The organism is Kosakonia quasisacchari, from assembly GCF_004331415.1.
Lineage (GTDB): Bacteria > Pseudomonadota > Gammaproteobacteria > Enterobacterales > Enterobacteriaceae > Kosakonia > Kosakonia quasisacchari.
In genome coordinates this window covers 55,841-79,830 of record NZ_SJOP01000024.1, presented here as the reverse complement: position 1 = coordinate 79,830, position 23,990 = coordinate 55,841, and the positions used below count along the sequence as shown (strand labels likewise).

Sequence of the window (23,990 nt, the reverse complement as noted above, 5' to 3'; positions counted from 1 at the left end):
TGCATCTTCTTACCAGATCACTGAAGCGTATACCGGCAACCAGGTTCACATGACCGCCGAACTGAACAAATAAGCAAAGCTGTCCTGTCGAAAGAGCGCCTGCGGGCGCTTTTTTTATTTCTGCGCTGGAATGATAGCGTATTATCGGGGATGTCGTTGTATTCAGTAATTGCCTAAAGTATTTTAAAAATAGCCATATATGACTGAAATGCCCGATGGCATATAAGAAATGTCGTCGGGCATTATTATTATGGTTGCATTAAATTCACATTCTTATTATTACAGAACGTTATCAGTAATAATAAAATTACGCGGTAAGCGAATTATTGATTAAATGTGTAGTTAACAATAACCTGGCTTGATTGCCCATTTGCCGTCAGCATTTTACCGGTGCCATTTACGCGAGCATATAAACTGATTGGTTGGTTCGGTGCGATATTATAAGGCGTGAAGTCAACATTGCCTGAACGTGCATTAGAAACGTCCATGCAAGTATTACCGCTGTTATAGCATAAATAAACCTGCATACCCGCCGGGTAATAGCTGTAAGTCCAGGTGTAATAAACCATGCCGACTTTACCGGTTGACGGCGTTCCGGCCGTAACCGGGAAGGCTTTGTTATACCATTGGTTTTTTACTGAAATTGAGGGTGCAAGCATTGAGCCGACTGAAGTGCCGCCCGTTGCAAATGCGCTTGAAGAGATAAACATTAAACCCGATAAAGCCAGCAGGATTGATTTCCGTTTCATTTAAAGCCTCATTAAAGAGTAAGCTAACGAATATCCATGATATTTACCTTAAATCATGGGAATTATTGAGTGGTCCTGTGTGAATACAAGATAACTCAATAATTCTTATTTGTTGGCTATATTTCCGTTTGTCCATGAGAAACTAAATAATATATTTATTGTTGTCAATGTTTATTGTTTTATTAAGCAGGGCTTCATTGCTATTTAATATTTAAATATCCAGGGTAAAGCATGTGAAATACCTATCGGCGATTGAGGTTAATTCTTTAGGTATCAATTTTGGTAGGTTTTAATGAAATAAATCCATGCTAAAAAAGCTAAAGTTTTTGTTTTTCTGGCCGTTAACGTTGATATGTAGTTCACACCATATCTGTGTTCTTCAGGATGAATTGTTGGCAAACATGGAACGGTTGCACGACTCAGGGATAAGCAAAACTCAACAAGTGACATCTGGCGCTGATTTGATAAGCCTGGATTCGGTGACCTATTCCTACGCCGCCGGTGCCGCGCGACAGACCATCCTGCACAACATTTCGTTATCTATCCCCGCCGGGCAAAGTTGCGCCATCGTTGGCGCGTCAGGCTCGGGGAAAAGCACACTGCTTAATCTGCTGGGATTGCTCGATACGCCCACTTCCGGGCGCGTGATGTTTCATGGTGAGGATATGTCCCGCTGCGGCGCAGATGCCCGCGCGACGGCCCGTAATCACATCATTGGTTTTGTCTTTCAGAGCTTCAACTTATTGCCCCGGCTTACCGCGCTGGATAATGTTGCTTTGCCGCTGCTCTACCGTGGCGAATCGCGCCATGAAGCACAGGACGCTGCCCACAAACAGCTTCAGCGCGTTGGCTTAAGTGAACGCGCGCACCACCGCCCTGCGGATTTGTCCGGCGGGCAGCGCCAGCGTGTAGCCATTGCCCGCGCGCTGGTTGGCGAACCGGCTTTGCTGCTCGCCGACGAACCCACCGGTAACCTTGATAGCCAAAACGCGGCTGACATTATTGATTTATTGCTGGCATTGAATCGCGACAGTGGCACCACGCTGGTGCTAGTAACACATGACAATTCGATTGCCCGACGCATGTCGCGCTGCATTCAGGTGGCGGATGGACGCATCAGCGAGGCATCGTATGTCTGATCTGCGGATGCCCGCAACTCTTCGCCCCTCTCAGCCGTTACGTTACGGTATGCCGTGGCTGCAACTTTTGCTGGAATCGCTGGAGAACCTGCGGCTGCTGGGGCGGCGCGCGGTGCTGGCGCTATTGGGCATTGCGGTGGGCTGCGCCGCAGTGGTGGCGTTGCTCAATATTGGCTACAACGCCGAACGCGAAGCGATGAGCATCTTTCGCGGTATGGGCAGCGAGCTACTGGTTGCCAACATTCAGCAGCCTGTCGGTTCTGGCAGAAAACCGCTGGTTGCGCCCGCCGATCTGGATATCGATGCCTTGCATCAACAGATCCCGGAAATTGACGCGGCTTCGGCGCTCGTCCCCAGCAACACGGAAGCACGTTTTAATGGCCGAACGACTGCGGCAACGCTGGTTGGTAGCGGCGCTGAACTGCCTTTTGTTCTGCGGCTGCAACTGGAACAGGGCCGCTTTTTGAGCCGCTTTGATGCGCAGAGCACCTATGCTGTGCTCGGGGCCAATATCGCCGAACAATGGGCCCAGCCCGACCGCCCCGTTCTGCTGGGCGACCGCATTCAGATTGGCGGTTATCTCTTTGAGATTGTCGGTATTCTTCAGCATCAGGGGCCAAACCCGATTATTCCTGTCTCTGTGGATGATGCCATTTTGCTGCCGATCACCGGTATGCGCCGGGTGGTCGGTTTTCCGCAAATAAGCAGCGTAGCGGTGCGTAGCCGCAGCGGTGAAGCGCTGGATCACATCGCACCCAGGCTACAGAAATGGCTCAGCGAAAAGATGCCCGGCTTCGAGGTCAATGTGCAGGTTCCTCAGCAGTTGCTGGAAGGCATTGAGCAGCAGTCGCGCCTGTTTTCGTGGTTGCTCACCGGGCTTGGCGGCGTCTCGCTGCTGGTCGGCGGGGTGGGCGTGATGAATGTGATGGTGATGAATGTATCGGAGCGTCGCCGGGAAATTGGTGTGCGGATGGCGCTGGGCGCGCGTCCGCGCGACATCGCGATGCTCTTTTTGCTGGAAGCCATTGTACTGGCGACGGCTGGCGCGCTGCTTGGCGCGGCGGCGGGTTTCGCGGCGGCATGGCTGTTTGTCTGGTTTTCCGGCTGGTCTGATTTTGCCTTATCCGCCGCCGCTTTGCCGCTGGGCGTTGGCAGCGCCATTGTTATCGGGCTGTTTTTTGGCCTATCTCCCGCTCTGGCGGCGTCCCGGCTGGAGCCGGTAGAGGCGCTGCGCGATGCGTAGATATGTAGGGTTGTTATTACTGGCAAGCCTGATGGTTTGCCCGGTGCGTGGCGAAATGTTGGTGAACCCTTCCCACGCCACGCGTGACGGCGAGACGGCGCGTATTGCGCTGAAAGGCGACAATATCGATCTCACCCTGAGCGATGCCATTTATCTCGGGCTGCGTGACAACCGTGCCATCCGTAGCGCGTACCTCGACAGGGTTGCGCAGAAATTTGACCTGCGCGTGGCCGAAGATCGCTTCACGCCAAAACTGGTGCTCTCCGGTAATTATCTCTCCACCCGCAACCAGGACGACCGCTACCGGCAGGGAAACCTGACACCGACCTCCACGCTGCTCACCCCTTACGGCACGCGCGTTAGCCTCGGCTGGACATATCAACACACCGATGCCAATCAGGCGGGGCTGTCTCACAACGACGGCGCGAACTTTTCGGTTATTCAGCCGTTGCTGCGCGGCGCGGGTAAAGATATAGCCACCGCGCCGGTTCGCCTTGCGCAGATGACTGAGCAAATCAACCGCCTGAATTTGAAGTCCACCGTTTCGCAGACGATCACCCAAATTATCACCACTTACCGCGATCTATTGCTGGCGCAAGAGCAGTTAAAGATCGCTCAGGATTCGCTGGCGCGTGCGCGTCAGTTGGTGGAGGTGAACCAGGCGATGATCAGCGCGGGGCGCATGGCGGAGTTTGAAATTGTGCAGACCGAAGCCGAAGTGGCTTCACAAGAGCTGGCGCATGAAGAGGCGCGAAACCGGGTGGATATGGCGCGCCTGGCGCTGTTGCAATTGCTGGCGTTGGATCTGCATGCGCCAATTGTCGCGACCGAAGCGTTACAGGCAAAACCGGTGGAGGTGCAGGCCGATCGCGCGTTGAAACAGGCGGAGGCGTCTCAGCCCGCGTACCTGGCACAACTGCTTGTGGGCGAACAGGCAACGATTAACCTCGCTGTCGCCCGTAATGACAGGTTATGGGATGTTTCCCTGGTCGGCGGCGCGACGCAGCAGCGTAACCGTGCGGCGCAAGGTGACGGCGCGCGCAACTGGGATAACTATGTTGGGGTTCAGGTGGAGATCCCCCTCGGTGACATGACCGCCCGGCAGGCGGAAGTGCAAGCGCAGGTCAATGTGAAAAATCAGCAAATCCAACTGGCGGAAGCACACCAGCAACTTGATCGGGACGTGACCAACGCCGTGCGTGATATGGGCACCCGCTGGCGGCAGTTTGAAATAGCCCAACGTGCACGGGATTTGTCGCGCCGCAAGCTGGAGATTGAACAGGAAAAACTCACTGCTGGCCGCTCCAGCAACTTCCAGGTGCTGAGCTTTGAAAACGATCTCCGCAACGCGGAAAACGCCAGGCTAAATGCGCTTATCAGCTATTTGAATGCGCAGGCCGGGCTCGATCAAACGCTGGGAACCACGCTGCAAAGTTGGGATATTTCGCTCAATGATTAAGTTTTTTACGCAAAAGCAGCGCCTGCTTTTATTGCTGACACTTGCGGTAGTGGTTGGCGGCTCGCTCTTATGGTGGGCAGTCGCACGCGAACCGGAAAGTGGCGCTGCGCAGGAGTTCTGGTTGCCGGTTCAGCCGCAGCGACTGGAAAACCAACTGGGGCTGGTGGGGCGCATCCAGGCTGCCCGCCAGCAAACCCTCGCCGCGCCATTTGATGGGGTGATCCGTGAAATCGCGGTTCACGAAGGGCAGCGCGTTGAAAAGGGGCAAGTGCTGATAGTGCTTGATCCCGGACAGATTGAGATCCAACTTCGCCAGGCGCAGGCGGAGCTTTTGAAAGCGCAAAAAGAGGTGGCGCTATTTCGCAACTGGGGCAGCAGTCCGGATGTCTCGCGCGCCAGACGCGTGGTGCAAGGCGCGCGCGCAACGCTCTCCAATACGCAGGCCAATCTTCGCGATACCACTGCGCTTTTTAAACGCGGGATTGTCGCCCGTATGGAAGTCGATGCGCTGGCACAGCAGGCGCGGGCGCAGCAGCAGGATCTGGCTGCCGCGCAGGAAGAGTTACAAACAGCACAAGCGCGGGGTAAAGGCGAGGACAGCAAAATTGCCGATATGGAACTGGCGAATGCACAAGCCCGCTACGCTACGCTGAAGGCGCAGGTAGAGCGGCAAACGATACGTGCGCCGTTTTCAGGTTTTATTGTGCGCCCGGTCGCGCCGGAAAGCGGTAAACCGATCACCCTCCAGCCGGGTTTGTCGGTGAGCCAGGGGATGGCGCTGTTGACGGTGACGGGGCTGGACACGATACAAGTCGTCACGCGTGTTGAAGAGGCGGATCTGCATCAATTAAAAGAAGGGATGCCAGTCAATATCACCGGTGAAGGGTTTGCCGGAAAAACGCTCAGCGGGCAGATCCGCGAAATTGGCGTTCAGAGCAGCGCGGCAGAGACGCAGGGCGCTTATTACGACGTCACTGTGTCGGTAGATACGCCGTTGGCGGATTTACAGCAAGATATTCGGCTGGGGATGAGCGCGCGGCTGGCGGTGATCACCTGGCAGAACGAACACGGATTCGCGGTGCCCGCTCAGGCGTTACATTTTGATGCGCAATCGGGTTTGCGCTGGGTGCTCTGGCGTTCATCGTCTACTTCGCCGCCGCGCAAAGTGGTGGTTACCGCCGGGCAGACGGTGGCGCAGGGGGTGGAAATCCACGGGATTGACGCAGGAGAAGTACGGGTTGAGATGGGGGGCGGTGGCAATACCGCCAGCCCGGCTTCTGTCAGTATTCATTAACGCGCCCGTCTAGGTGATTCCGGCAAGGCGCAGCAGTGCGGTAGCGACTGCTGCAGAGAGGATCACCACAATCAGCGGCATTTTGCGCCAGGCAAGAAACAGCGCGAAAAGCACGCCCAGTACGCGCGCCATTCCGGCGAAATGTTCACCTTCATAAAGCATCGATGCCAGCGCGACCGCGAAAAGCAAGGTGGTTGCCGCATCCGACAGCAGCGCCTGCGAGTGTTCTGAAAGTGCCAGCCTGCTGCCGAGCTTTGCGCCGCCAAGGCGCATCAAATACGTGCCGATAGAAAGGATGGCGATACCACCGATAATGAGCGCGATGCTGGTCATTATTTTTTCCTCGTCAGTAAGCCCAGTAAAGAGAGCAGCACCGGTAATCCCACTGGCGCAAAGGGAACGGCGGCGAGTGACAATGCCGCGCCGCTCGAGGCGCGGATCAGCGTGGTGCGCTTTTTCAGCGCCGGCAGTACCAGCGCCAACAAAATTGCCGGGAAAACCGCATCCAAACCTATGGTTTCCGGCGCGGGTAGCAATTTACCTACCGCCGCACCAACGAGCACGCCAGCGGGCCACAATAACGCGACGCCTAACCCACACAGCCAGTAAGCGGCTTTACGCTGCTCGGCGGTCGGTTGTGATAAGCCGAACACGACGCTTTCATCATTCATGATGTGGCAGCCAAGAAAACTGGCTGCACGTTGACCTACCAGTTCACGCACCGTGACGCCAAATGGGATATGGCGAGCGTTAACTAACAGGCCTGCAACGGCGGCGGCCAATGGATTGCCGCCGCTGGCGACAATACCGATAAACATAAACTCGGATGCGCCAGCCAGCACCAGGGTGGAGAGCGCCAGAGGCACCCATAAAGGAAAGCCGTAAGCCATGGCCAGCGATCCATAAGAGACGCCGACAACGCCCACGGCCAGGCAGACCAGGAAAATAGCTTTTACGGTATCGCCCTTCAGCGAGGCGAAGTGTCTGGTGAACATCTCTCTTTACCCATATCGAACGTTTATCCATTATAATGAACACACCAGAGTCGTTTTACAAGAAGAACGATTCGTTCGATTAAATGAACAATGGGGTGTTTATGACACAGCCAATTAGCATTATTGCCAAAAGTCTGGTGCGCGAGCGTCAGCGAACCGGACTTTCGCTGGCGGAAATTGCCCGCCGGGCGGGTATCGCTAAATCCACGCTTTCACAACTGGAAGCGGGCAACGGTAATCCTAGTCTGGAAACGCTTTGGGCGCTGTGCGTCGCGCTGGACATTCCCTTTGCTCGCCTGCTGGAACCGCAAAAGCCAACGACACAGGTTATTCGTCGTGGCGAAGGCACTAAAGTTATCGCCGAAGAGGCAAATTACCAGGCGATATTGCTCGCTGCTTGCCCACCCGGCGCACGACGCGACATCTATTTATTGCTGACGCAACCTGGCGCCGATCGGATTTCGCATCCGCACCCGACAGGCTCAGTGGAGCACATTATTGTGACACAAGGGCGCGCGCTGGTAGGGCTGACGGAAGCACCGGAAGAGTTAGGCGAGGGGGATTACATTTGTTATCCGGCAGACAGGGAACATATTTTTAAAGCGCTGGAAGCGGATACCCAAGCGATTCTGGTGGCTGAACAAAATTAATGCTGTTTGATTCCACCTGGCGATAATAAAAACGGATAAAGATAACAGAGAGTGGAACAATTTAATTGTTCCCTTTACATGATTTAGTCTTTTTAAGACTCTTCATTTAATTTCTCTTTGTGAATATTCTGATTAAATGTCATTTTTAACGAATTAAATCATCAGGTTACTCAAATCGATATTAATATATATTGCTGTTTTTATTGTGTTTTTTATTTTATGTTTATAGTTTTTTTGAATATTTGTTTGGGTGTTATTTATTATTTCTATGTTATAGATTAGTTCCATTAAACGCTCTCCTTTAATATCTTTACATCAATATTAACCCAGTGTAATTTACTCGCGATATTAAATTGATTGAATATATATCAATCAATTGTTTTGGGGTTGTTAATATTAATAGTGAGGCGAGTTTATGCATAAGTTGATAAATGTTTTTGCAGCGACGGCAATTTTATCGTTAAGTGGTTCTGCTTTTTCGGCGACATCGAGTAATACCGTGCGTTTTATGGGCGAAGTTAGCGAACAGACATGTGATATTAATGTCAATGGAAGCTCTTCTTCTCCCGTTATCCTTTTACCTACCGTAAGTAGTAGCCAATTAGATGTTTCGGGTACAACGACAGGCGATACGCCATTCACCGTGACATTATCTGGTTGTGGCGGTGCGCAAGCATCAAATGCAGCGATTGTATTTGTCGCTAATGATGTCGACGGGACGAATTTGAAAAATACCGCAACAACGTCTCCGGCAAACAATGTCGCGATTCAGTTGATGGAAGGTTCAAATACGCTGGATTTTGTCGGAAATAAAGCGCAGACGGCAACAAAATCTGTAGATAGCACCAATCCAACTGCGACCTACGATCTGGCTGCTCGTTATTATGCCACCGGGCAGTCAACATCAGGTGCGGTGGAAGCACAGGCGCAATTCGCTGTGACTTATCAATAAATTATTTAAAGCGCTGCCCTGTGCAGCGCTTCTATGTGGCCTAAATCAGTATGTCGAAATATAAGAAACTGACTGCGCTTTTTTTATTTTTTATGTTCGGCGATGCCTGCGCCAGTGTAACGATGGTGGGCACTCGCGTTATTTATCCTGCTGACATAAAAGAAAAGGCATTAGCTTTTACTAATACAGGTAATGAACCTGTTCTGGTGCAGGTTTGGGCGGATAAAGATAATCCTCAGTCGACACCTGAGACGGCTGACGCGCCGTTTCTTTTGATGCCTTCTATTTTTCGTATTAACCCTACTTCAGAACATACGTTACGGCTGAAGTTTACAGGTGCAGGGTTGCCTCAGGATAGAGAATCACTTTTTTGGCTCAATTTTCTGCAATATCCGGCCAGGAAGACATCCGATCGCGGGCAGAATAGCTTAACGGTGCTGGTAAAAAGCCGGTTAAAGCTTTTTTATCGTCCCGCCAGTCTTACGGGAGATGCCAACCATTCGCTCGATGATGTGAAAGTAAGCTTACGTGGCCAGGCGATTGAAATTAATAACACGGGTGCTTATCACATTTCTGTCATTAGTGCATTTACGCAAGTTCGGGCAAAGAAATATCCCATAAAATATAAAGGAATCATCGTGCCGCATTCCGTCACCAAATGGGATCTTCCTTCCGGCGGTGGAGATAACTTAACAATTAATGCAATAAATGATTATGGCGGAGTATTTAGCAAATCGTATTCTTTAGTTAAATAAATCTTCCGTTCGGAAATATAAACCATTATTCAACTCGGATGGTACTGATGCATCTGCGCTCCTCATGCTTTCGTATTCTCATAGGGTTTATTTCTGTTGTATCGTTGACGGTATCGGCGAAAGATAATGAATTTTATTTTGACTCATCCTTGCTAAGAAATAGTGGGTTATCTAATGAAGATCTCCAGCGCTTAAACAAGGATGAATTAATTACTCCCGGCCGACATTCTCTCGATATTTATCTTAATGGGAAATTTACTACCCACCGTGAGATTGAATTTTCCCGGCGGGGTAAAAAAATCGAGCCTTGTCTACCCCATGATTTATTAACCACGCTGGGTTTTAACGCATTGTCTGATGACGCTGCGCCATCATGTTATTGGCCAGATGATAAGGTGTTGAACGGTATCGCACGTAAAGATGACATGGCGCAATTGCGTATGGATTTCACCGCGCCGCAGGCGTTATTGAAATCTGTTCCTCGTGGCAGCGTAAGTGAAGCAAGCCTCAATGCTGGGGAAAGCATGTTATTTCTCAACTATATGGCTAACCAATACCATGTTAAATCGCGGCAGGGTAGCGCGGGCGGTATGGATTCAACCTGGCTAAGTTTTAATGGCGGTATTAATTTGGGGTTATGGCGTTATCGCCAGCAATCCAATTTTAGTTACAGCAAATATAACGGTAGCCGCTGGAGCACCAGCCGCCGTTATATTCAGCGTGCGATTTATCCGTTACGCAGTGAAGTCTTGATCGGCGAAGGCTACACCAACGGGCAATTCTTCTCCGGCATGAGTTTTCGTGGTTTCCAGATCTCATCGGATACGCGAATGCTGCCTAATTCCCAGCGAGGCTATGCGCCAGTCGTGCGGGGGATTGCCAAAACCAACGCCAAAGTGACCATCCTGCAAGGCAAAACCACGCTATACGAGACAACGGTTGCCCCCGGTCCGTTCACCATAAATGATCTCTATCCCACCAACTTTGCCGGGGATTTAACCGTTGTTGTCAGCGAGGCGGATGGCAGTGAAAACACCTTTAGCGTGCCCTTCTCCGCTCTGGCTGAATCCATGCGTCCAGGCGCTTCCGACTATGTTTTCACCGTCGGGCGAGCGCGCGACGTTGGTGATAACAATGTCTTTAGCGAAGCGGTTTGGCGTCAGGGGCTGACGAACTCCCTCACCCTCAACGTCGGTAATCAGCTCGCCGCAGGTTATATGAGCTATTCATTGGGGGCGGTTTACAGCAGCGTGGCCGGGGCATTTGGCCTGAACAGTATGTTCTCACGCGCGAATATGGGCAGCGAAGGTAACAAGAGCGGTTGGACGCTGCGCGCGAACTACAGCAAATTCATTCCGCGCACCGGCACCTCATTTACGCTGGCGGGTTATCGGTATTCAACGGAAGGTTATTCTGAACTTTACGACGCTCTGGGTTCGCGTGAAGCGCGCAATCATGGGCAAAAATGGCAGTCGCTGAGCTGGAAACAACGCAGCCGCATTGAGATCTCCGCGGGTCAGCATATTGGTGCGCTGGGTGATATCACTCTTTCTGCCTCATCTCAGGATTACCGTGACGGTAAAAAACGCGACAAACAGTTGCAGTTCAACTGGAGTAAAACGTTCAACCATGGCATCTCGCTGAATCTGGGGGTGGCGAGGACGTATAACGTCGTGCCTGGCATGAACAGTACCCCGTGGCAAAACAGTGGTAACGACCATACGATTTTCCTGCGTGACCGCATACAAACCATGTGGTCGCTCTCTGTTTCCGTGCCGCTTGGCAGTACGCGTTATGCCCCGATTTTGTCGGCCAGCGCGAACCGCTCAAACAGCAGCAATAGCCGCGATGGCGGCTACCAGTCGACGCTGAGCGGAGTATATGGCGAGCAGAATCCGCTGAACTACAACTTGAATTACTCGACCGATAGCAAAGGGGAACAAGCTGTTTGGGGCGGCGGGCTCCAGCGCAGTTTCCCGTATGCCAATGCGGGTCTCTCATGGTCCTCCTCGAAAAATTACTGGCAAGCCTCGGGTTCTCTCCAGGGCGCATTGGTGGCGCATAAAGGTGGCGTCACGCTCGGTCACTGGGTGGGCGACAGCTTTGTGTTGGTTGATGCGCCCGGTGCCAAAGGTGCGGAAGTGATTGGCGGGCAGGGGGCGCGTATTGATGCGTTTGGTTATGCGATCGCGCCGTCGCTGGGGGCTTACCAGTTCAACAACATCGGTCTGGATCCCCGCAATATGAATGAGGATGTCGAACTGCAAACGTCACTCCAGCGTGTTGCACCCTATGCGGGTGCGACGGTGCGGGTACGTTTTAACACGCTGAATGGGCAGGCCATGCTCATTACCGCGCAGTCGCAGAACAATACGCCGATTCCCATGGGTTCCGCCGTCTACGACAGCTATGGCAATTATGTCGGCATGGTCGGCCAGGCCAATCAAATCTACCTGCGTTCGAGTGACGACAACGGAACGTTGCGCGTTCAGTGGGGAAATAGCGCCCAGGAAATTTGCCATATCTCATGGCGTATTACGCCGCCACGCAAACCTCTGCTTCTGATGAGCTTGCCATGTCGTTAAGCAACGGAGTTTTTATGCCATTTATACGCATCATTTTGCTGAATATTCTTTTATTAACCAGCCTGTCTGCGAGCGCGCTGTGTAAAAAAGGTCCGGATTTTGTTCGCACAGAGTTAGATGCCTGGGGCGTTAGCTTAGCATTGGGTACGGTCAATCTATCCAGCCTGGAGCTACAGCCGATAGGCTCTCCTTTGGGATCGAGTATCGTGACGTTTGCGGATAATCCGCGTTACAAAGGCCCGGACAGCGTGTTATGGGTGTGCGATATTGCGGATCGAAATAATATTTTCGAAATCATCGCCACCAACGGCGATGAACGTAATGGCGGTTTTTTTGAATTGGGCGCAAGCGAGGGATACCCTGGCTACTACGGGACATATTTTGCCCATGTGGCGTTACGTTTGACGCATATGAATTCAGGTAAAGTCTTCGCTCGTCAGTATCAACGCATCCCTTTGACGAATTACCTGGTTTCACCTGATGGCAGCCAAATCTATATTCGGGTTAAAGATTTTAGCCCTATCCGTGCCGATTTGATTCGAGTGAATTCGACCACACCGACAGGACAAGCACCAAACAACTACTGCGGTACGCAACTGACATCCGGGAGTTATAACTGCGTCCAACCCAATGCCTATGTTTCGTTCTGCTCACCCGGTAGTCCGGATGCCTACTGCGATACCGGGGACTCTGCCTATGACTGGACCGGCTGGTTACTGGATAACTGGATGGCCGTTAATATGGGTGTTTCTACTGGCTATCCCGCCAATCTGGTATCAATACCCACCTGTGTCGCGAAAAGCGTCACACCGATGGTGTTTTTCCCCACGATTTCCGTGAGCGATCTGGACAACGGCCAAACCGCGCAGAGCAACTTTAATGTGCACATTCTTTGTGAGGGTCAGTCGACAAGCGGTGAGACGCAGGGGATGACGGCGATGGGCCTTCAGGTGCCCTATGAAAGTTACCAGATGGCACAGCAGCTTAATCTGGTGAATGCGTCAGGCGGCGTGAGCCATTTGCTTTCCGAAAAATATGGTCAACCGGGTTACGCCAGCGGAGTGGGAATCCAGATAGCCAATAGCAATGACGGTGTGCTGCGTAATTTTATTGGCTGGTCTCGCTGCCTGGCCGCAACCTGCCAACCCGGCGGCAACGGCGGCTGGTACGCGGTGCGTGATGGCGCGACACAAGTGACGAATAACGGCTCAACTGCGATCAACGAATATGTGGTGAATTTCAATGCTTATCTGACGCGTATCGCGGGCGAAACGGTCACGGCGGGTAAGGTTGATGCCAGTGCTGAAGTGCTGGTGAAAGTCCAATGAGATCCCGCCTTGCCATCGCGCTGCTCACCTCTTTCTTGGTGGCCGCCTTTTCCACCCGCGCCGGGCTTATCGCCGCCTCGACGCGGGTGATTTTTAACGAAGGTCAGACCCAGCAAAGCCTGATGCTGGTCAACACCAACAGCTGGCCGGTGATGGTGCAAACCTGGGTCGATAACGGCGAAGCGGATGTCGATGCGCCAGCCCGCTTTAAAGCGCCGTTTGTGGCAGTTCCCACGCTGTTTTCACTCGAACCCAAAGGGATGCAGGGGCTGCGGCTGTTGTATAACCAGCAAACGCTGCCGAAAGATCGGGAGTCGGTATTTTGGCTCAATCTCTACGAGATGCCGCCAAAATCATCCACCTCAGCGCCAGACGCACGCAGTGTGATCCTGACGATGAACACGCAAATGAAAATATTCTGGCGTCCCAAAGGGCTTGGCGCGCCGGTGGATATGGCGAAAAAAATCCGCTTTAGTGTGGTGAACAGCGGCAAAAATATAGCGATCGTCTGTCATAACGCATCGCCGTGGCATGTCTCATTTGGTGGGTTATCGTTACGCTACGGCGAAAAAACCTATGCCGTGGAGCAGCAGCCGGACATGATGGTGGCGCCCTACGGTGAGAAGCGATACACCGTGGTCGCAAAAGACCTTCAGCCGACGGTTTTACCGCTGCGTATCGAGGCAAAAATGATTGAGGATAGCGGCCTGGTTGACGAGCAGACATTTCCCGTTCGTTAAACCCCCTCCTTTGCGAAGGGGGCTAACCGCTTAATCCAGATAGAACACTTCTTTTAATTCCGCGCTGACCGGGCTGTTGTCCGGATTAGCAGGCATTACATCACGCATATGTTTCCACCAGCGCTGACACACTTCTGTGTTAGCGACGGCGTTCCAGCGCGCTTCCGATTCAATCTCAACGCTGGCGAACAGCAGGTTGCGCTGTTTATCGAGAAAAATAGCGTAATGGTGCGCGCCGCCTGCTTTCAACGCCGCTTCCAGCTCTGGCCAGATCGGGTTGTGGCGGCGTTCATACTCTTCGTGCGCATCGGGATTTACCTGCATCACAAAGGCTTTGCGGATCATAATGCCTCCAGATAAAGCTCACGCACTTCTTCCCGGCTGGCAGTTCGCGGGTTGCACGGTGCGCACGGGTCGGCGAGCGCTTTATCCAACCAGCCTTCGATATCGGCTTTAGTCACACCCAGTTTGCTGAAACCAGAAGGAATGCCGACGCGCGCGCTCAGGGCGCGGATCGCATTGATGGCTTCCATGCTGGCGGCTTCATCGCTCATCCCTTTGGTGTCGACACCCATCGCCTGCGCCACGCGGGCAAAGCGGGTAACGGCGTTCGGACGGTTAAAATTTTCGATGACCGGCAACAAGATGGCATTGCACACGCCATGCGGCAAATTGTGCGTGGCACCCGGCTGGTGCGCTAACGCATGCACAAGGCCAAGACCGGCGCTGTTAAAGGCCATACCGGCAAGATACTGGCCGTACGCCATTTGCTCACGCGCTTCAAGGTTGTGACCGTCATCAACCGCTTTCGGTAACCACACGGTAATTAAGCGAATGGCTTCCAGTGCATTGGCGTCGGTCAACGGATGCGCGCCCACAGAGACATACGCTTCAACGGCGTGGGTCAGCGCATCCATGCCGGTTGCGGCGGTTATCGGGGCGGGGATCTCCAGCATCACGCTGGCATCATCTACGGCGATATCCGGAATAATATTGGCGTCGATAATGACTTCTTTCACCTGACGCGCGGAATCAATGATCACTGCGTTACTGGTCATCTCCGCCGCCGTACCGGCGGTAGTATTGATGGCGACCAGCGGTACGCCGGAGTTTTTCACTTTGCCTACGCCGGAATAGGCGGTTGACGGGCCAGGATTGGCGGTGAGGATTTTCACCCCTTTGGCGGTATCGATCGGGCTCCCGCCACCGAAGGCGATAATGTAATCGCAGGCGGCGTTTTGATAAGCCGCATAGCCCTGTTGCACCAACGCTTCCGTTGGGTTCGGGAACACGTCATCAAACAGGTGATACGCCATGTTATGCGCTTTCAACGCGGTAAACAGGCTGTCCAGCAGACCCAGTTTGACCAGTTGCCCGTCGGTGACAATCAGCGCTTTTCCCCACTGTTTGTTCGCCACCATCTTGACCATATCGCCGATAGCGCCCGCGCCGTGCAGGCTGATTTTGGGTAGTGCTAACATAAAGCTCATATATAACTCCTTTATTTTGTTTGATTTTTACCAGCGACGAAACGCCCTGTCGCCGGAGGGATTCATAAACGCCTGCGCTGCATAATGCGGCGGGTAATGATCGGCAGCGAAATCACCACAATCAGCATCGCGCCGACGATAATCGACATCACAATGCCCGGCACATTGAGCAGGCTCAGGCCAAAGGTCACCAGCCCCATCAGGAAGGCGGCGATAATCACGCCCACCATGCTGCCGGAACCGCCGAGAATATTGACGCCGCCGAGCACCGCCATCGTCACCACCGACAGCTCCCAGCCGAGCGCAATCGTCGGGCGCGTGCTGCCCAAACGCGACGTCAGCAGCACCGAGGCCAGACCCGCCATCAGCCCCACCAGCGCAAAGAGGATCAGGTTATGGCGTTTCACATTGATGCCGGAATACCACGCGCCAGTCGGGTTATTGCCGATGGCATACGTGCGGCGGCCAAAGTTGGTTTTGTGCAACAGGAAAGCAAACAGCAGCGCCAGCACGATGAACAAGGCAAACTCAAACGACAGCGCCCCCCACACGTAACCCTGTCCAAACCACGCAAAACTCGCAGGCCAGGTATTAAGTGCCTGATCGCCCAGCAGAATGTAGGTAATGCCGCGATACAGGCTCATGGTGCCGATGGTGATCACAATCGAAGAGAGGTTAAAGCGCGTGACCAGAATGCCGTTGAACAATCCGCACAGCAGTCCAACGCCCAAACCGACGCACACCAGCAGCGGCGTATCCATACCCGCCTGGGCGCAAAAGCCCATCGCCGTTGAGCTGAGCGCGATGGTGGCGGCGACAGACAGGTCAATTTCACGGGCAATGATCAGCATTGCCATCGGCAACACGATGATCGCCTTTTCGGTGAAGTTGAATGTCGCGTCGGAGAGATTCCAGATGTTGAGGAAATAGGGCGACGCGAGGGCGTTCACCACAAACACCGCCAGCGTCACCGCCAGTAAAAAACCTTCCCAGCACAACAAGCGCTTAAAGAAGGGTGTCCCGGCAGGGGTATTTTTCACGGGCTCGGAAGTCAATATTTTGCTCATGGTTTCACCGCCTGTTTTTGTCGCGCCAGCGCCGCGTCACGCAGGATCAAGCGGCCTTTGCGTTTGTTACCGCGCTCGTTGAGCAGCACCGCAATCACGATCACCGTGCCGGAAATCGCCATCTGCCAGAACGGCGAAATACCAATCACCGGCAGCGCGTTATTGATAACGCCGAGGAACAGCGCGCCGAACAAACAGCCGAGTACGCGCCCGGTGCCGCCCATGGTGCTGATGCCGCCAATCACACAGGCGGCAACCACTTGCAGTTCGAAACCGTTAGCCACATCGACATAAGCCACGGCAAAACGCGAGATCCACAAGTAGCCGCAAAAGCCCGCCAGGGCGCCAGAAAGGCAGAAGCTGACAAACTGCATCTTCCCGGCGTTGATACCGGTGTAATACGCCGCTGTGGCGTTGCCGCCCGCGGTATAGAGCGCTCGTCCGGTGCGGCTGTAACGCAGGAAGTAGCCCACCAGCAGCAATACGGCGATGGCGCACCAGCTCAGTACCGGCAAACCCAGCACCGAGGCACGCGGCAGACCGAGAAAATCTGCGCCCATCTGGTTCGAGTTCACCCAGCCGCCGCCGGAGAGTAAAAAGATAATCCCCCGGTAGATACTCATGGTGCCAAGCGTGACGACAATCGCCGGAATACCCAGTTTCCACACCAGCAGACCATTGATGATGCCCATCACCAGTCCGAGCACCGTTGCCAACAGCAGCAACGACCAGACCGGCACATCCGGATGATGGAAATTAATGAGTGCGACAATCATGCCGGTTAGCGCCAGATTGGCCGCCATCGACAAGTCGATGCCTTTGGTCAGCAGCACCATCATTTGCCCGAGGGCGAGAATGATAAGAATGGCGGTGTCGTTGAACATCTCCACCAGGTTGACAGGGCTGATAAACGAAGGGACACGGCTGCCGATAGCCAGCACCAGCAGCACAATCACGCCGCCGAGCAGCGCTTCGCGATGTTTAAGCAGTTGTTGCCACATTATGCTGCCTCCTTCCCGGCACCGCTGGCGGCGCTGACGATGGTTTCCGCCGTCGCTTCACCGGCCTGGTACTCGGCGACCATCAGCCCTTCGTGCATGACGATCACCCGATCGGCCATGCCCATCACTTCCGGCAGTTCGGAAGAGACCATAATCACCGCCAGACCGTGCGCCACCAGTTCAGACATAAACTGGTGTACGGCGGCTTTGGAGCCGATATCGATGCCTTTCGTCGGTTCATCGAGAATGATCACGTCCGGATGAGTGGCGAGCCATTTGCCGATCACCACTTTTTGCTGATTGCCGCCGGAGAGGGTTTCTACAGCTTGCTTCCAGCTAAAGGCTTTCACCTGCAAACGTTTGGCGTACTCATCCGCCAGCACCCACTCTTTGGCTTCGTTCAGCACACCATGACGGTTCAGCTTGCTGAGCTGCGGCAGGCTGATGTTCTGGGCAATCGACAGTTCAATGATCGCGCCCTGCTTTTGCCGCTCTTCCGGCACGCAGACAATTCCGGCGTTGATGGCATCCGCCGGCTGGCGGAATTGCACTGTTCGCCCGTTAAGAATGATGTCGCCAGAAGAGGGGCGTGACACGCCGGAAAGCGCCTGCATCAGTTCCGTACGTCCGGCACCGACCAGGCCGTAAAAGCCGAGGATCTCGCCTTTGCGCAGCGAAAAGTTGATATGGGCAAATTCGGTGGGATGGCATAAATCGCGTACTTCCAGCACGGTTTCCCCGAGCGCGCAGGCCACTTTCGGCCAGCTCTGATTAATGGCGCGCCCGACCATCATCGCCACCATTCGCGCTTCGGTGATGTCATTGATGGCGCCGGAATCGACATACACCCCGTCGCGCAAAATGGTGTAGTGATCCGCCAGCTCAAAAATTTCATCAAACTTGTGCGAGATAAACAGGATCGCTTTGCCTTCCTGCTTCAGGCGTTCAACGATTTGGTAGAACTCCAGGATCTCATGCTGCGAGAGCGCGGCGGTCGGCTCGTCAAGAATCACCACCTGCGCCTCAAACGACAGCGCACGGGCAATCGCCACCATATGGCGCTGGGCGATACTCAATGTTTTCAACGTCGCGCGCGGGTCAATTTGCACCTCCAGCCGGGTGAGGATCGCCTGCGCTTGCTGGTGCATGGCGGGCCAGTCGAGTTTTTTCAGCAGCCCTTTATATAAATACTGCCCAACGAAGATGTTCTCAGTCACCGAGAGTTCGTCGAACAACACCGTTTCCTGGTGAATGGCGGTGATCCCCACTTTATGCGCCGACTCGGGTGTGGGGAGCGAAATGGGGATCGCTTTGTAGAGTATTTCGCCCGCGTCAGGTTGGTAAATACCGGTCATCACTTTGACCAGCGTGGACTTCCCCGCGCCGTTTTCACCGATTAACGCGGTGACTTTGCCGGGCCAGAGATCGAGCTGTACGTTCTCAAGGGCGCGCGCACCGGGAAACACTTTGGTGATGCCCTTAAGCGACAGCAGAGGGGTGGATGCCGTCATGATAGTCTCCAGTTTTTGCCCTCTCCTGAAAAAGAGGGCAGTAAGGGATCAGAAAATCTTCGAGAACTTATCAATGTTGCTGGCGTCGTAAACGAACGGCTCAGCCATGGCGCCACTGCCGTCGGCATCCAGTTTCACTTTGCCAAGTTTGCCCATGCTGGCTTCGTCTTTGGTCGCCGTGCCTTTCACCAGATCATCCGCTAAATAGGTGGCGGCATAACCGAGGTCGATCGGGTTCCAGATGGCGAAACTTTTGCTCGCGCCGGACTTAATGGCCCCCGCCATTTCAGACGGCAGCCCTAAGCCTGTGACATACACTTTGCCAATCTTGCCCTGGTCTTTTACCGCTTGCGCTGCGGCGACAATGCCGACCGACGACGGTGAGACGATCACTTTCAGGTCCGGGTAAGATTTCAGCAGGCCGACCGCTTCGCGGTAGCTCTTATCGGAAAGATCATCGCCATAAGCGACGGTCACCAGGTTAATTGACGGGTACTTCGGCAGCACCTTTTTCATCTCCGCAATCCAGATGTTCTGGTTGGTGGAGGTGGGTGTGGCGCTAAGAATGGCCACATCGCCTTTTTCAACGTTCAGCGCTTTTAGTGCATCGGCGGCCAGTTTGACGTTGGTTTCACCAATCAGCGCGTTATTGGAAGGATTGAGGTGGATCTGGCGTCCGGCTTTCGCCACGCCGGAATCCCACGACACGACTTTAATGCCGCGCTGCATCGCTTTTTTCAGCACCGGTACCACGGCATCGGGATCGTTGGCGGAGATGGCGATCGCATCCACTCCCTGGGCGATCAACCCGTTAAGCACTTCGATCTGCGCTTCGGCCGTGGTGGTGGTCGGGCCGGTGTAGATCACTTTGACATCGCCTAGCTCTTTGGCTGCCTCCTGTGCGCCGGTGTTTGCTGCTTCAAAAAAGCCATTACCTAAAGATTTCGCCACGAGGGCGATTTTTACTTCAGCTAAAGCGGAACCGGACAACGCCAGAATGGCAACGGTGAGGATTAAGCTTGCTTTTGTTTTCATTGCTTTTACTCCACGAGAGTTAGTGTTTGTAGGGCTTGCAGGTGAGGATTCGCCCCGTCTCAGTGAGCGGGGCGCGATGTTGTTATGGGTACAGATCTAATGCGGATTGCAGCGGCGTCACGCCAAAGCGTTTACCCAGCGCAATCAACTCTTGCTGCGTGATGGTCTGTTTCATACCGCCCATCGAATAGATTTTTACCAGCACCTCGGCGGATTTCTCGGCGGTGTCGATCAGGCCAAAGGCTTCGTCGAGCGTCGGCCCGCTGCCGAACACGCCGTGGAAAGGCCACAGCACCAGCGAATGTTTTTGCATGTCTTTGGCGGTAGCCTGGCCGATTTCATCGGTGCCTGGCACCATCCACGGCAGAATGCCGACGCCATCCGGGAACACCACCAGACATTCGGTGCTGCCTTCCCACAGCTTGCGGGTAATCAAATCAGAGGTATTTTCCAGCACGTAGGTCAGCGCAATCAGATTGGTGGCATGACAGTGCATGATCACGCGGTCTTTCCCGCCAGTGGCTTTGATGCGTTCGCAGTGCGACAGGAAGTGCGCCGGGAGTTCTGATGTCGGAACCGCTTCATGCTCCAGCCCCCACAGAATGTGGTAGCCCGCGCCGTCGCTGTCGACTTTCACCACACCTAAATTTGCAGCCGGATCGAGCTGCACGTTACGGAAAAATTTGCCAGAGCCGGTGACGATAAACGGCGTGTTAGCCAGCAGCGGCATCGGCTGGCTCAGGGCGATATAGCGTGGTTTCTGGTGAAAATCAGCGGCGAACGATGTGATATCGGCCTCCTCCAGGCGCAGCGTCAGGTTGCCGCCGTTGCGTTCATCCCAGCCTTTCAGCCAGGCGTCCGAGGTGGCTTTGATCATCCCCTGGACGAACCAGGAATCGGTAATGGTCTGCATAGTCTTCTGTTTCCCGTTTATTGCCCGGTAGCGCTGCGCTTACCGGGCTGATGAATGCGCAGCGATTAGCCACGTTTGCTTAATACGTCTTTCTCATAGGCCCGCACGCTTTCCAGCCACTGGCTACCGGCTGGCGTGTCGTGGCGCTGGCAGTACATTTCCCACACCGCCTGCCACGGCAGGGATTTCTGCTCTTCGAGCAGCGCCAGGCGCGCGGTGTAATCGCCGTCCGCTTCCAGTTTGCGCAGTTGCTCAACCGGTTCGAGCAGTGCGCGCAGCAGCGCTTTTTTCATGTTGCGCGTACCAATCACCCACGCGGCGATGCGGTTGATGGAGGCATCGAAAAAGTCGAGCCCGATGTGTACGCGGTCGAACAGTTTGTGGCGGATGATTTCGCTGGCGATGGCCTGGGTTTCGTCATCCAGCAGCACAACGTGGTCGCTGTCCCAGCGTACCGGGCGGCTGACATGCAGCAGCAGGCGCGGCACATAGAGCATGGCGGCAGAGATTTTGTCGGAGATAACTTCTGTCGGGTGGAAATGGCCTGCATCAAGGCACAATGCGGTCTGGCGGCTGGTGGCGTAGCCCATGTAGAACTCGTTGGAGCCGACGGTGTAGCTCTCTGCGCCGATGCCAAACAACTTACTTTCCACGGCGTCGATATGGTGCGCCGGGTTCAGTTTTTCGCTGATCACCTCATCCAGCGCAGCCAGCAGACGCTGGCGCGGCGCGAGACGGTCAACGGTGACATCTTTCATGCCGTCCGGGATCCAGATATTCATCACCGACGGCGTACCGAGTTGTTCACCAAAGTAAGCGGAAACGCGGCGGCTGGCTTTTACATGGTCGATCCAGAACTGGCGGATCTCATCATTGGCGTGGGACAGCGTGAAGCCATCCGCGCTCAGCGGGTGCGAGAAGCAGGACGGGTTGAAGTCCAGACCCAGATTGTTGGCTTTTGCCCACTGCACCCAGTTTTTGAAGTGTTCGGGTTTGATTTCATTACGTGCGACTGGCGTTTCGGCTTCGTGATAAATCGCATGCAGGTTCAGGCGTTTCGGGCCTGGGATCAGGCTTAGCGCTTGTTCCAGATCGGCGCGTAATTCCGTGGCGTTGCGCGCTTTGCCCGGATAATTACCGGTAGCCTGAATGCCGCCAGTCAGGCTGCCTTCCGGGTTTTCGAAACCGGCGACATCATCGCCCTGCCAGCAGTGCATGGAAACCGGCAGCCTGTCGAGCTGGCGCAGCGCCTCCTCGACATCAATCCCCACAGCGGCGAAACGCTGTTTAGCAATGTCCCAGGCTTGTTCAAGTTGAGTGGTCATGCGCAAAGCTCCTTTGTCTGTCGTTTTTGTTGAAAGCGCGCGACGTAGCGGGCGATTTCATTATCAGGATTAGGGGTAAACGTAATCAGTGAATGGTTAGCCGTGACCAGCTGGCGAAAATCATCGACGTTGCTTAGCTCATCCAGCGTCATCAGTTGCACGCCAATATTGCCCAGCGTCGAAGCTTCCACCGGCCCGGCGACTACCGGCAGCCCGCAGGCATCGGCGCAAAGCTGGTTCAGTAACTGGTTCTGGCAGCCGCCGCCGACGATATGCAGGCAGGTAAAAGGTTTGCCACGCAATAAAGCCAGTTCGCTCAGCACATCGGCATACAGCAGCGCGAGGCTATCGAAGATGCAGCGCGCCAGTTCGGCGGTGTTCTGCGGCACGGGTTGGCCCGCTTCCCGGCAGGCGGCCTGGATTTCGGCGCTCATGTCGCCTGGGTTGATAAAGCGATCCGCGTTCGGGTTAATCACGAATTGGCAGGTAGGGATCTGCTCAGTGAGCGCGATCAACGCAGGCAAGTCAGTGATGTTTTGCTCTTTCAGTACGCGTTGCAGCAGCCACAATCCCATGATGTTTTTCAGCACCCGGTAACGGCCTTCGGCACCGCCTTCGTTGGTGATATTGGCGGCCAGCGCCTCATCGCTGGTGTGCGGGGTTTTGCTTTCAAAGCCCATCAGTGACCAGGTGCCGGAAGAGAGATACGCCGCGTCGGGATTTTCCAGCGGTGCGGCGATAACCGCGCTGGCGGTATCGTGGCTGGCGACGGCGACGACAGGAATGGCATTCCCCTGCGGGCAGATCCAGTTGCCGATAACGTTGCCAGGATGGGTTGGCGCGCCAAACCAGCGAGACGGAATGCCTGCCCAGCTCAGTAGCGATTCATCCCAGTTATCGGTGTTGATATTCACCAGTTGGGTGGTAGTGGCGTTGGTGTATTCCCAGTTGAGATTGCCGGTCAGGCGATAGCTGAAGTAATCCGGGATCAGCAGCGCGTGGTCGGCTTGTTCCAACAGGTGCGGTTGCTGTTCTGCCAGCGCGCGTAGCTGGTACAGGGTGTTGAAGGGTAAAAACTGAATACCGCTGCGGCGATAGATATCGGCTTTGCCGGGGTTTTGCATCGCGCGGTGCATCACGCCATCGGTGCGATTATCGCGGTAGGCAATTGGCAGCCCGACGCGCTGGCCATCGCGGTTAATCAGGATGTAATCGACGCCCCAGGTATCAATACCGATGCTGTCCGGCTGTATGCCTTCGGCGCAAACCTTGTTCAGGCCGAGGCGGATTTCAGTTTCCAGGCCGTCGATATCCCAGCAATCAAAGCCGTCCACTTTTTGCAGACAGTTTACAAAACGGTGGATTTCACGAAGCGAAAGCGTGCGGTTCTGGCGGTCATAGCGTGCCAGCATGACGCGTCCGCTGGAGGCGCCTAAATCCACCGCAACACAATGGCGAAAAGTCATGATCGGGTCCTTCTTAGAGTCATTGCGGACAGTCTAAAAAAGGGACGTCGTTTGAACCTTCTTACTACTGACAGCGGCGATTTAGCGCTGGCAAGAAAGCAAAGGTGAACGTGAGAGAGTTCACAGTTTCCAGTAATCGCGAGGTTTACGGCCATTGTGACTCTCACCACATTTCCCGATCTTTCCGGCCGTTTCTTGAAAAAACGACAGGCTATGCGCAAATCGGCGTCGAAAATTTAAGGTGAGGTCGAAAACCCTTAATTACTATTTTGAGAACATTTCTCAAGACCGGG

At 54.2% G+C, this 23,990-nt stretch carries 22 protein-coding genes and 1 pseudogene; 11 read left to right on the top strand and 12 right to left on the bottom strand.

Features of this window, described 5'->3' with window-relative positions; genetic code table 11:
* Positions 1–73: pseudogene (locus E0L21_RS21115) on the top strand (DUF1471 domain-containing protein); the annotation flags it as partial.
* A gap of 250 nt (positions 74–323) precedes the next feature.
* On the opposite strand, the gene E0L21_RS21110 reads toward E0L21_RS21115, so the two are convergent.
* Positions 324–749 carry a flagellar protein FlhE gene (locus E0L21_RS21110; RefSeq protein WP_131412951.1) on the bottom strand — a complete coding sequence of 142 codons (426 nt, stop codon included), beginning with the start codon at positions 747–749 and terminating at the stop codon, positions 324–326.
* Between the two features lie 401 nt (positions 750–1,150).
* Here E0L21_RS21110 and E0L21_RS21105 point away from each other — a divergent pair, with 401 nt between their 5' ends.
* From E0L21_RS21105 to E0L21_RS21090, 4 genes are read left to right on the top strand one after another with little or no spacing between them, the layout of a single operon-like run.
* A complete protein-coding gene (locus E0L21_RS21105; RefSeq protein WP_235855267.1) occupies positions 1,151–1,888 on the top strand; it encodes an ABC transporter ATP-binding protein in 738 nt (245 codons plus the stop codon).
* Entirely contained in the window at positions 1,881–3,131 is a 1,251-nt protein-coding gene (locus E0L21_RS21100; RefSeq protein WP_131412949.1) for an ABC transporter permease, read from the top strand. The genes E0L21_RS21105 and E0L21_RS21100 overlap by 8 nt, the downstream gene beginning before the upstream one ends.
* Positions 3,124–4,590 carry a TolC family protein gene (locus E0L21_RS21095; protein ID WP_131412947.1) on the top strand — a complete coding sequence of 489 codons (1,467 nt, stop codon included), beginning with the start codon at positions 3,124–3,126 and terminating at the stop codon, positions 4,588–4,590. Before E0L21_RS21100 ends, E0L21_RS21095 begins: the two co-directional genes overlap by 8 nt.
* A complete protein-coding gene (locus E0L21_RS21090; RefSeq protein ID WP_131412945.1) occupies positions 4,583–5,884 on the top strand; it encodes an efflux RND transporter periplasmic adaptor subunit in 1,302 nt (433 codons plus the stop codon). The genes E0L21_RS21095 and E0L21_RS21090 overlap by 8 nt, the downstream gene beginning before the upstream one ends.
* Positions 5,885–5,893: 9 nt before the next feature.
* Here E0L21_RS21090 and E0L21_RS21085 read toward each other — a convergent pair whose 3' ends face one another.
* Positions 5,894–6,217, bottom strand: a complete 324-nt coding sequence (locus E0L21_RS21085) for an AzlD domain-containing protein (protein WP_131412943.1) — start codon at positions 6,215–6,217, stop codon at positions 5,894–5,896.
* On the bottom strand, positions 6,217–6,879 hold the full coding sequence (locus tag E0L21_RS21080; protein WP_131412941.1) for an AzlC family ABC transporter permease: 663 nt from the start codon (positions 6,877–6,879) through the stop codon (positions 6,217–6,219). The genes E0L21_RS21085 and E0L21_RS21080 overlap by 1 nt, the downstream gene beginning before the upstream one ends.
* Before the next feature lie 101 nt (positions 6,880–6,980).
* Here E0L21_RS21080 and E0L21_RS21075 point away from each other — a divergent pair, with 101 nt between their 5' ends.
* The 6 genes from E0L21_RS21075 (at position 6,981) to E0L21_RS21050 (ending at position 13,889) form a co-directional block, all read left to right on the top strand.
* On the top strand, positions 6,981–7,529 hold the full coding sequence (locus E0L21_RS21075) for a helix-turn-helix domain-containing protein (RefSeq protein ID WP_131412939.1): 549 nt from the start codon (positions 6,981–6,983) through the stop codon (positions 7,527–7,529).
* 415 nt (positions 7,530–7,944) lie between these two features.
* Complete coding sequence (locus tag E0L21_RS21070) at positions 7,945–8,481, top strand: fimbrial protein (RefSeq protein WP_131412937.1); 537 nt, start codon at positions 7,945–7,947, stop codon at positions 8,479–8,481.
* A 50-nt stretch (positions 8,482–8,531) separates the two neighbouring features.
* Positions 8,532–9,236, top strand: coding sequence for a fimbrial biogenesis chaperone (locus tag E0L21_RS21065; protein ID WP_131412935.1), 705 nt, complete (start codon positions 8,532–8,534; stop codon positions 9,234–9,236).
* A 38-nt stretch (positions 9,237–9,274) separates the two neighbouring features.
* Positions 9,275–11,821 carry a fimbria/pilus outer membrane usher protein gene (locus E0L21_RS21060; protein WP_235855266.1) on the top strand — a complete coding sequence of 849 codons (2,547 nt, stop codon included), beginning with the start codon at positions 9,275–9,277 and terminating at the stop codon, positions 11,819–11,821.
* Positions 11,822–11,835: 14 nt separating this feature from the next.
* The gene (locus tag E0L21_RS21055; protein ID WP_131412933.1) at positions 11,836–13,149 is read left to right on the top strand and encodes a fimbrial protein; all 1,314 of its coding nucleotides are present in this window, start codon (positions 11,836–11,838) and stop codon (positions 13,147–13,149) included.
* On the top strand, positions 13,146–13,889 hold the full coding sequence (locus E0L21_RS21050; protein WP_131412931.1) for a fimbrial biogenesis chaperone: 744 nt from the start codon (positions 13,146–13,148) through the stop codon (positions 13,887–13,889). The genes E0L21_RS21055 and E0L21_RS21050 overlap by 4 nt, the downstream gene beginning before the upstream one ends.
* A 30-nt stretch (positions 13,890–13,919) precedes the next feature.
* Here E0L21_RS21050 and rhaM read toward each other — a convergent pair whose 3' ends face one another.
* The 9 genes from rhaM to rhaB all read right to left on the bottom strand — a co-directional run bounded on the left by rhaM (position 13,920) and on the right by rhaB (position 23,697).
* Positions 13,920–14,234: an L-rhamnose mutarotase gene (rhaM, locus tag E0L21_RS21045; RefSeq protein ID WP_131412928.1), complete on the bottom strand. Its 315-nt coding sequence runs from the start codon at positions 14,232–14,234 to the stop codon at positions 13,920–13,922.
* A complete protein-coding gene (gene fucO / locus E0L21_RS21040) occupies positions 14,231–15,379 on the bottom strand; it encodes a lactaldehyde reductase (protein ID WP_131412926.1) in 1,149 nt (382 codons plus the stop codon). Before fucO ends, rhaM begins: the two co-directional genes overlap by 4 nt.
* 62 nt (positions 15,380–15,441) lie before the next feature.
* Entirely contained in the window at positions 15,442–16,446 is a 1,005-nt protein-coding gene (locus E0L21_RS21035) for an ABC transporter permease (RefSeq protein WP_131412924.1), read from the bottom strand.
* On the bottom strand, positions 16,443–17,447 hold the full coding sequence (locus E0L21_RS21030; RefSeq protein WP_131412922.1) for an ABC transporter permease: 1,005 nt from the start codon (positions 17,445–17,447) through the stop codon (positions 16,443–16,445). The genes E0L21_RS21035 and E0L21_RS21030 overlap by 4 nt, the downstream gene beginning before the upstream one ends.
* Entirely contained in the window at positions 17,447–18,958 is a 1,512-nt protein-coding gene (locus E0L21_RS21025) for a sugar ABC transporter ATP-binding protein (protein WP_131412920.1), read from the bottom strand. Before E0L21_RS21025 ends, E0L21_RS21030 begins: the two co-directional genes overlap by 1 nt.
* A 48-nt stretch (positions 18,959–19,006) precedes the next feature.
* Positions 19,007–19,993, bottom strand: coding sequence for a rhamnose ABC transporter substrate-binding protein (rhaS, locus tag E0L21_RS21020; RefSeq protein ID WP_131412917.1), 987 nt, complete (start codon positions 19,991–19,993; stop codon positions 19,007–19,009).
* An 82-nt stretch (positions 19,994–20,075) separates the two neighbouring features.
* On the bottom strand, positions 20,076–20,906 hold the full coding sequence (rhaD, locus tag E0L21_RS21015; RefSeq protein WP_131412915.1) for a rhamnulose-1-phosphate aldolase: 831 nt from the start codon (positions 20,904–20,906) through the stop codon (positions 20,076–20,078).
* A gap of 65 nt (positions 20,907–20,971) precedes the next feature.
* On the bottom strand, positions 20,972–22,231 hold the full coding sequence (rhaA, locus tag E0L21_RS21010) for an L-rhamnose isomerase (protein WP_017459664.1): 1,260 nt from the start codon (positions 22,229–22,231) through the stop codon (positions 20,972–20,974).
* The gene (rhaB, locus tag E0L21_RS21005; protein WP_131412913.1) at positions 22,228–23,697 is read right to left on the bottom strand and encodes a rhamnulokinase; all 1,470 of its coding nucleotides are present in this window, start codon (positions 23,695–23,697) and stop codon (positions 22,228–22,230) included. The genes rhaA and rhaB overlap by 4 nt, the downstream gene beginning before the upstream one ends.
* Positions 23,698–23,990: the final 293 nt, after the last annotated feature.

Excerpts from the sequence above, each read along its gene's own strand:
- E0L21_RS21095 (WP_131412947.1), top strand. The coding sequence starts at position 3,124 with ATGCGTAGATATGTAGGGTTGTTATTACTGGCAAGCCTGATGGTTTGC.
- fucO (WP_131412926.1), bottom strand. The coding sequence starts at position 15,379 with ATGAGCTTTATGTTAGCACTACCCAAAATCAGCCTGCACGGCGCGGGC.
- E0L21_RS21060 (WP_235855266.1), top strand. The coding sequence starts at position 9,275 with ATGGTACTGATGCATCTGCGCTCCTCATGCTTTCGTATTCTCATAGGG.
- rhaD (WP_131412915.1), bottom strand. The coding sequence starts at position 20,906 with ATGCAGACCATTACCGATTCCTGGTTCGTCCAGGGGATGATCAAAGCC.
- rhaS (WP_131412917.1), bottom strand. The coding sequence starts at position 19,993 with ATGAAAACAAAAGCAAGCTTAATCCTCACCGTTGCCATTCTGGCGTTG.
- E0L21_RS21030 (WP_131412922.1), bottom strand. The coding sequence starts at position 17,447 with ATGTGGCAACAACTGCTTAAACATCGCGAAGCGCTGCTCGGCGGCGTG.
- E0L21_RS21110 (WP_131412951.1), bottom strand. The coding sequence starts at position 749 with ATGAAACGGAAATCAATCCTGCTGGCTTTATCGGGTTTAATGTTTATC.
- E0L21_RS21080 (WP_131412941.1), bottom strand. The coding sequence starts at position 6,879 with ATGTTCACCAGACACTTCGCCTCGCTGAAGGGCGATACCGTAAAAGCT.
- E0L21_RS21100 (WP_131412949.1), top strand. The coding sequence starts at position 1,881 with ATGTCTGATCTGCGGATGCCCGCAACTCTTCGCCCCTCTCAGCCGTTA.
- rhaM (WP_131412928.1), bottom strand. The coding sequence starts at position 14,234 with ATGATCCGCAAAGCCTTTGTGATGCAGGTAAATCCCGATGCGCACGAA.
- E0L21_RS21065 (WP_131412935.1), top strand. The coding sequence starts at position 8,532 with ATGTCGAAATATAAGAAACTGACTGCGCTTTTTTTATTTTTTATGTTC.
- E0L21_RS21075 (WP_131412939.1), top strand. The coding sequence starts at position 6,981 with ATGACACAGCCAATTAGCATTATTGCCAAAAGTCTGGTGCGCGAGCGT.
- E0L21_RS21085 (WP_131412943.1), bottom strand. The coding sequence starts at position 6,217 with ATGACCAGCATCGCGCTCATTATCGGTGGTATCGCCATCCTTTCTATC.
- E0L21_RS21035 (WP_131412924.1), bottom strand. The coding sequence starts at position 16,446 with ATGAGCAAAATATTGACTTCCGAGCCCGTGAAAAATACCCCTGCCGGG.
- E0L21_RS21070 (WP_131412937.1), top strand. The coding sequence starts at position 7,945 with ATGCATAAGTTGATAAATGTTTTTGCAGCGACGGCAATTTTATCGTTA.
- rhaB (WP_131412913.1), bottom strand. The coding sequence starts at position 23,697 with ATGACTTTTCGCCATTGTGTTGCGGTGGATTTAGGCGCCTCCAGCGGA.
- E0L21_RS21055 (WP_131412933.1), top strand. The coding sequence starts at position 11,836 with ATGCCATTTATACGCATCATTTTGCTGAATATTCTTTTATTAACCAGC.
- E0L21_RS21105 (WP_235855267.1), top strand. The coding sequence starts at position 1,151 with ATGGAACGGTTGCACGACTCAGGGATAAGCAAAACTCAACAAGTGACA.
- E0L21_RS21050 (WP_131412931.1), top strand. The coding sequence starts at position 13,146 with ATGAGATCCCGCCTTGCCATCGCGCTGCTCACCTCTTTCTTGGTGGCC.
- rhaA (WP_017459664.1), bottom strand. The coding sequence starts at position 22,231 with ATGACCACTCAACTTGAACAAGCCTGGGACATTGCTAAACAGCGTTTC.
- E0L21_RS21025 (WP_131412920.1), bottom strand. The coding sequence starts at position 18,958 with ATGACGGCATCCACCCCTCTGCTGTCGCTTAAGGGCATCACCAAAGTG.
- E0L21_RS21090 (WP_131412945.1), top strand. The coding sequence starts at position 4,583 with ATGATTAAGTTTTTTACGCAAAAGCAGCGCCTGCTTTTATTGCTGACA.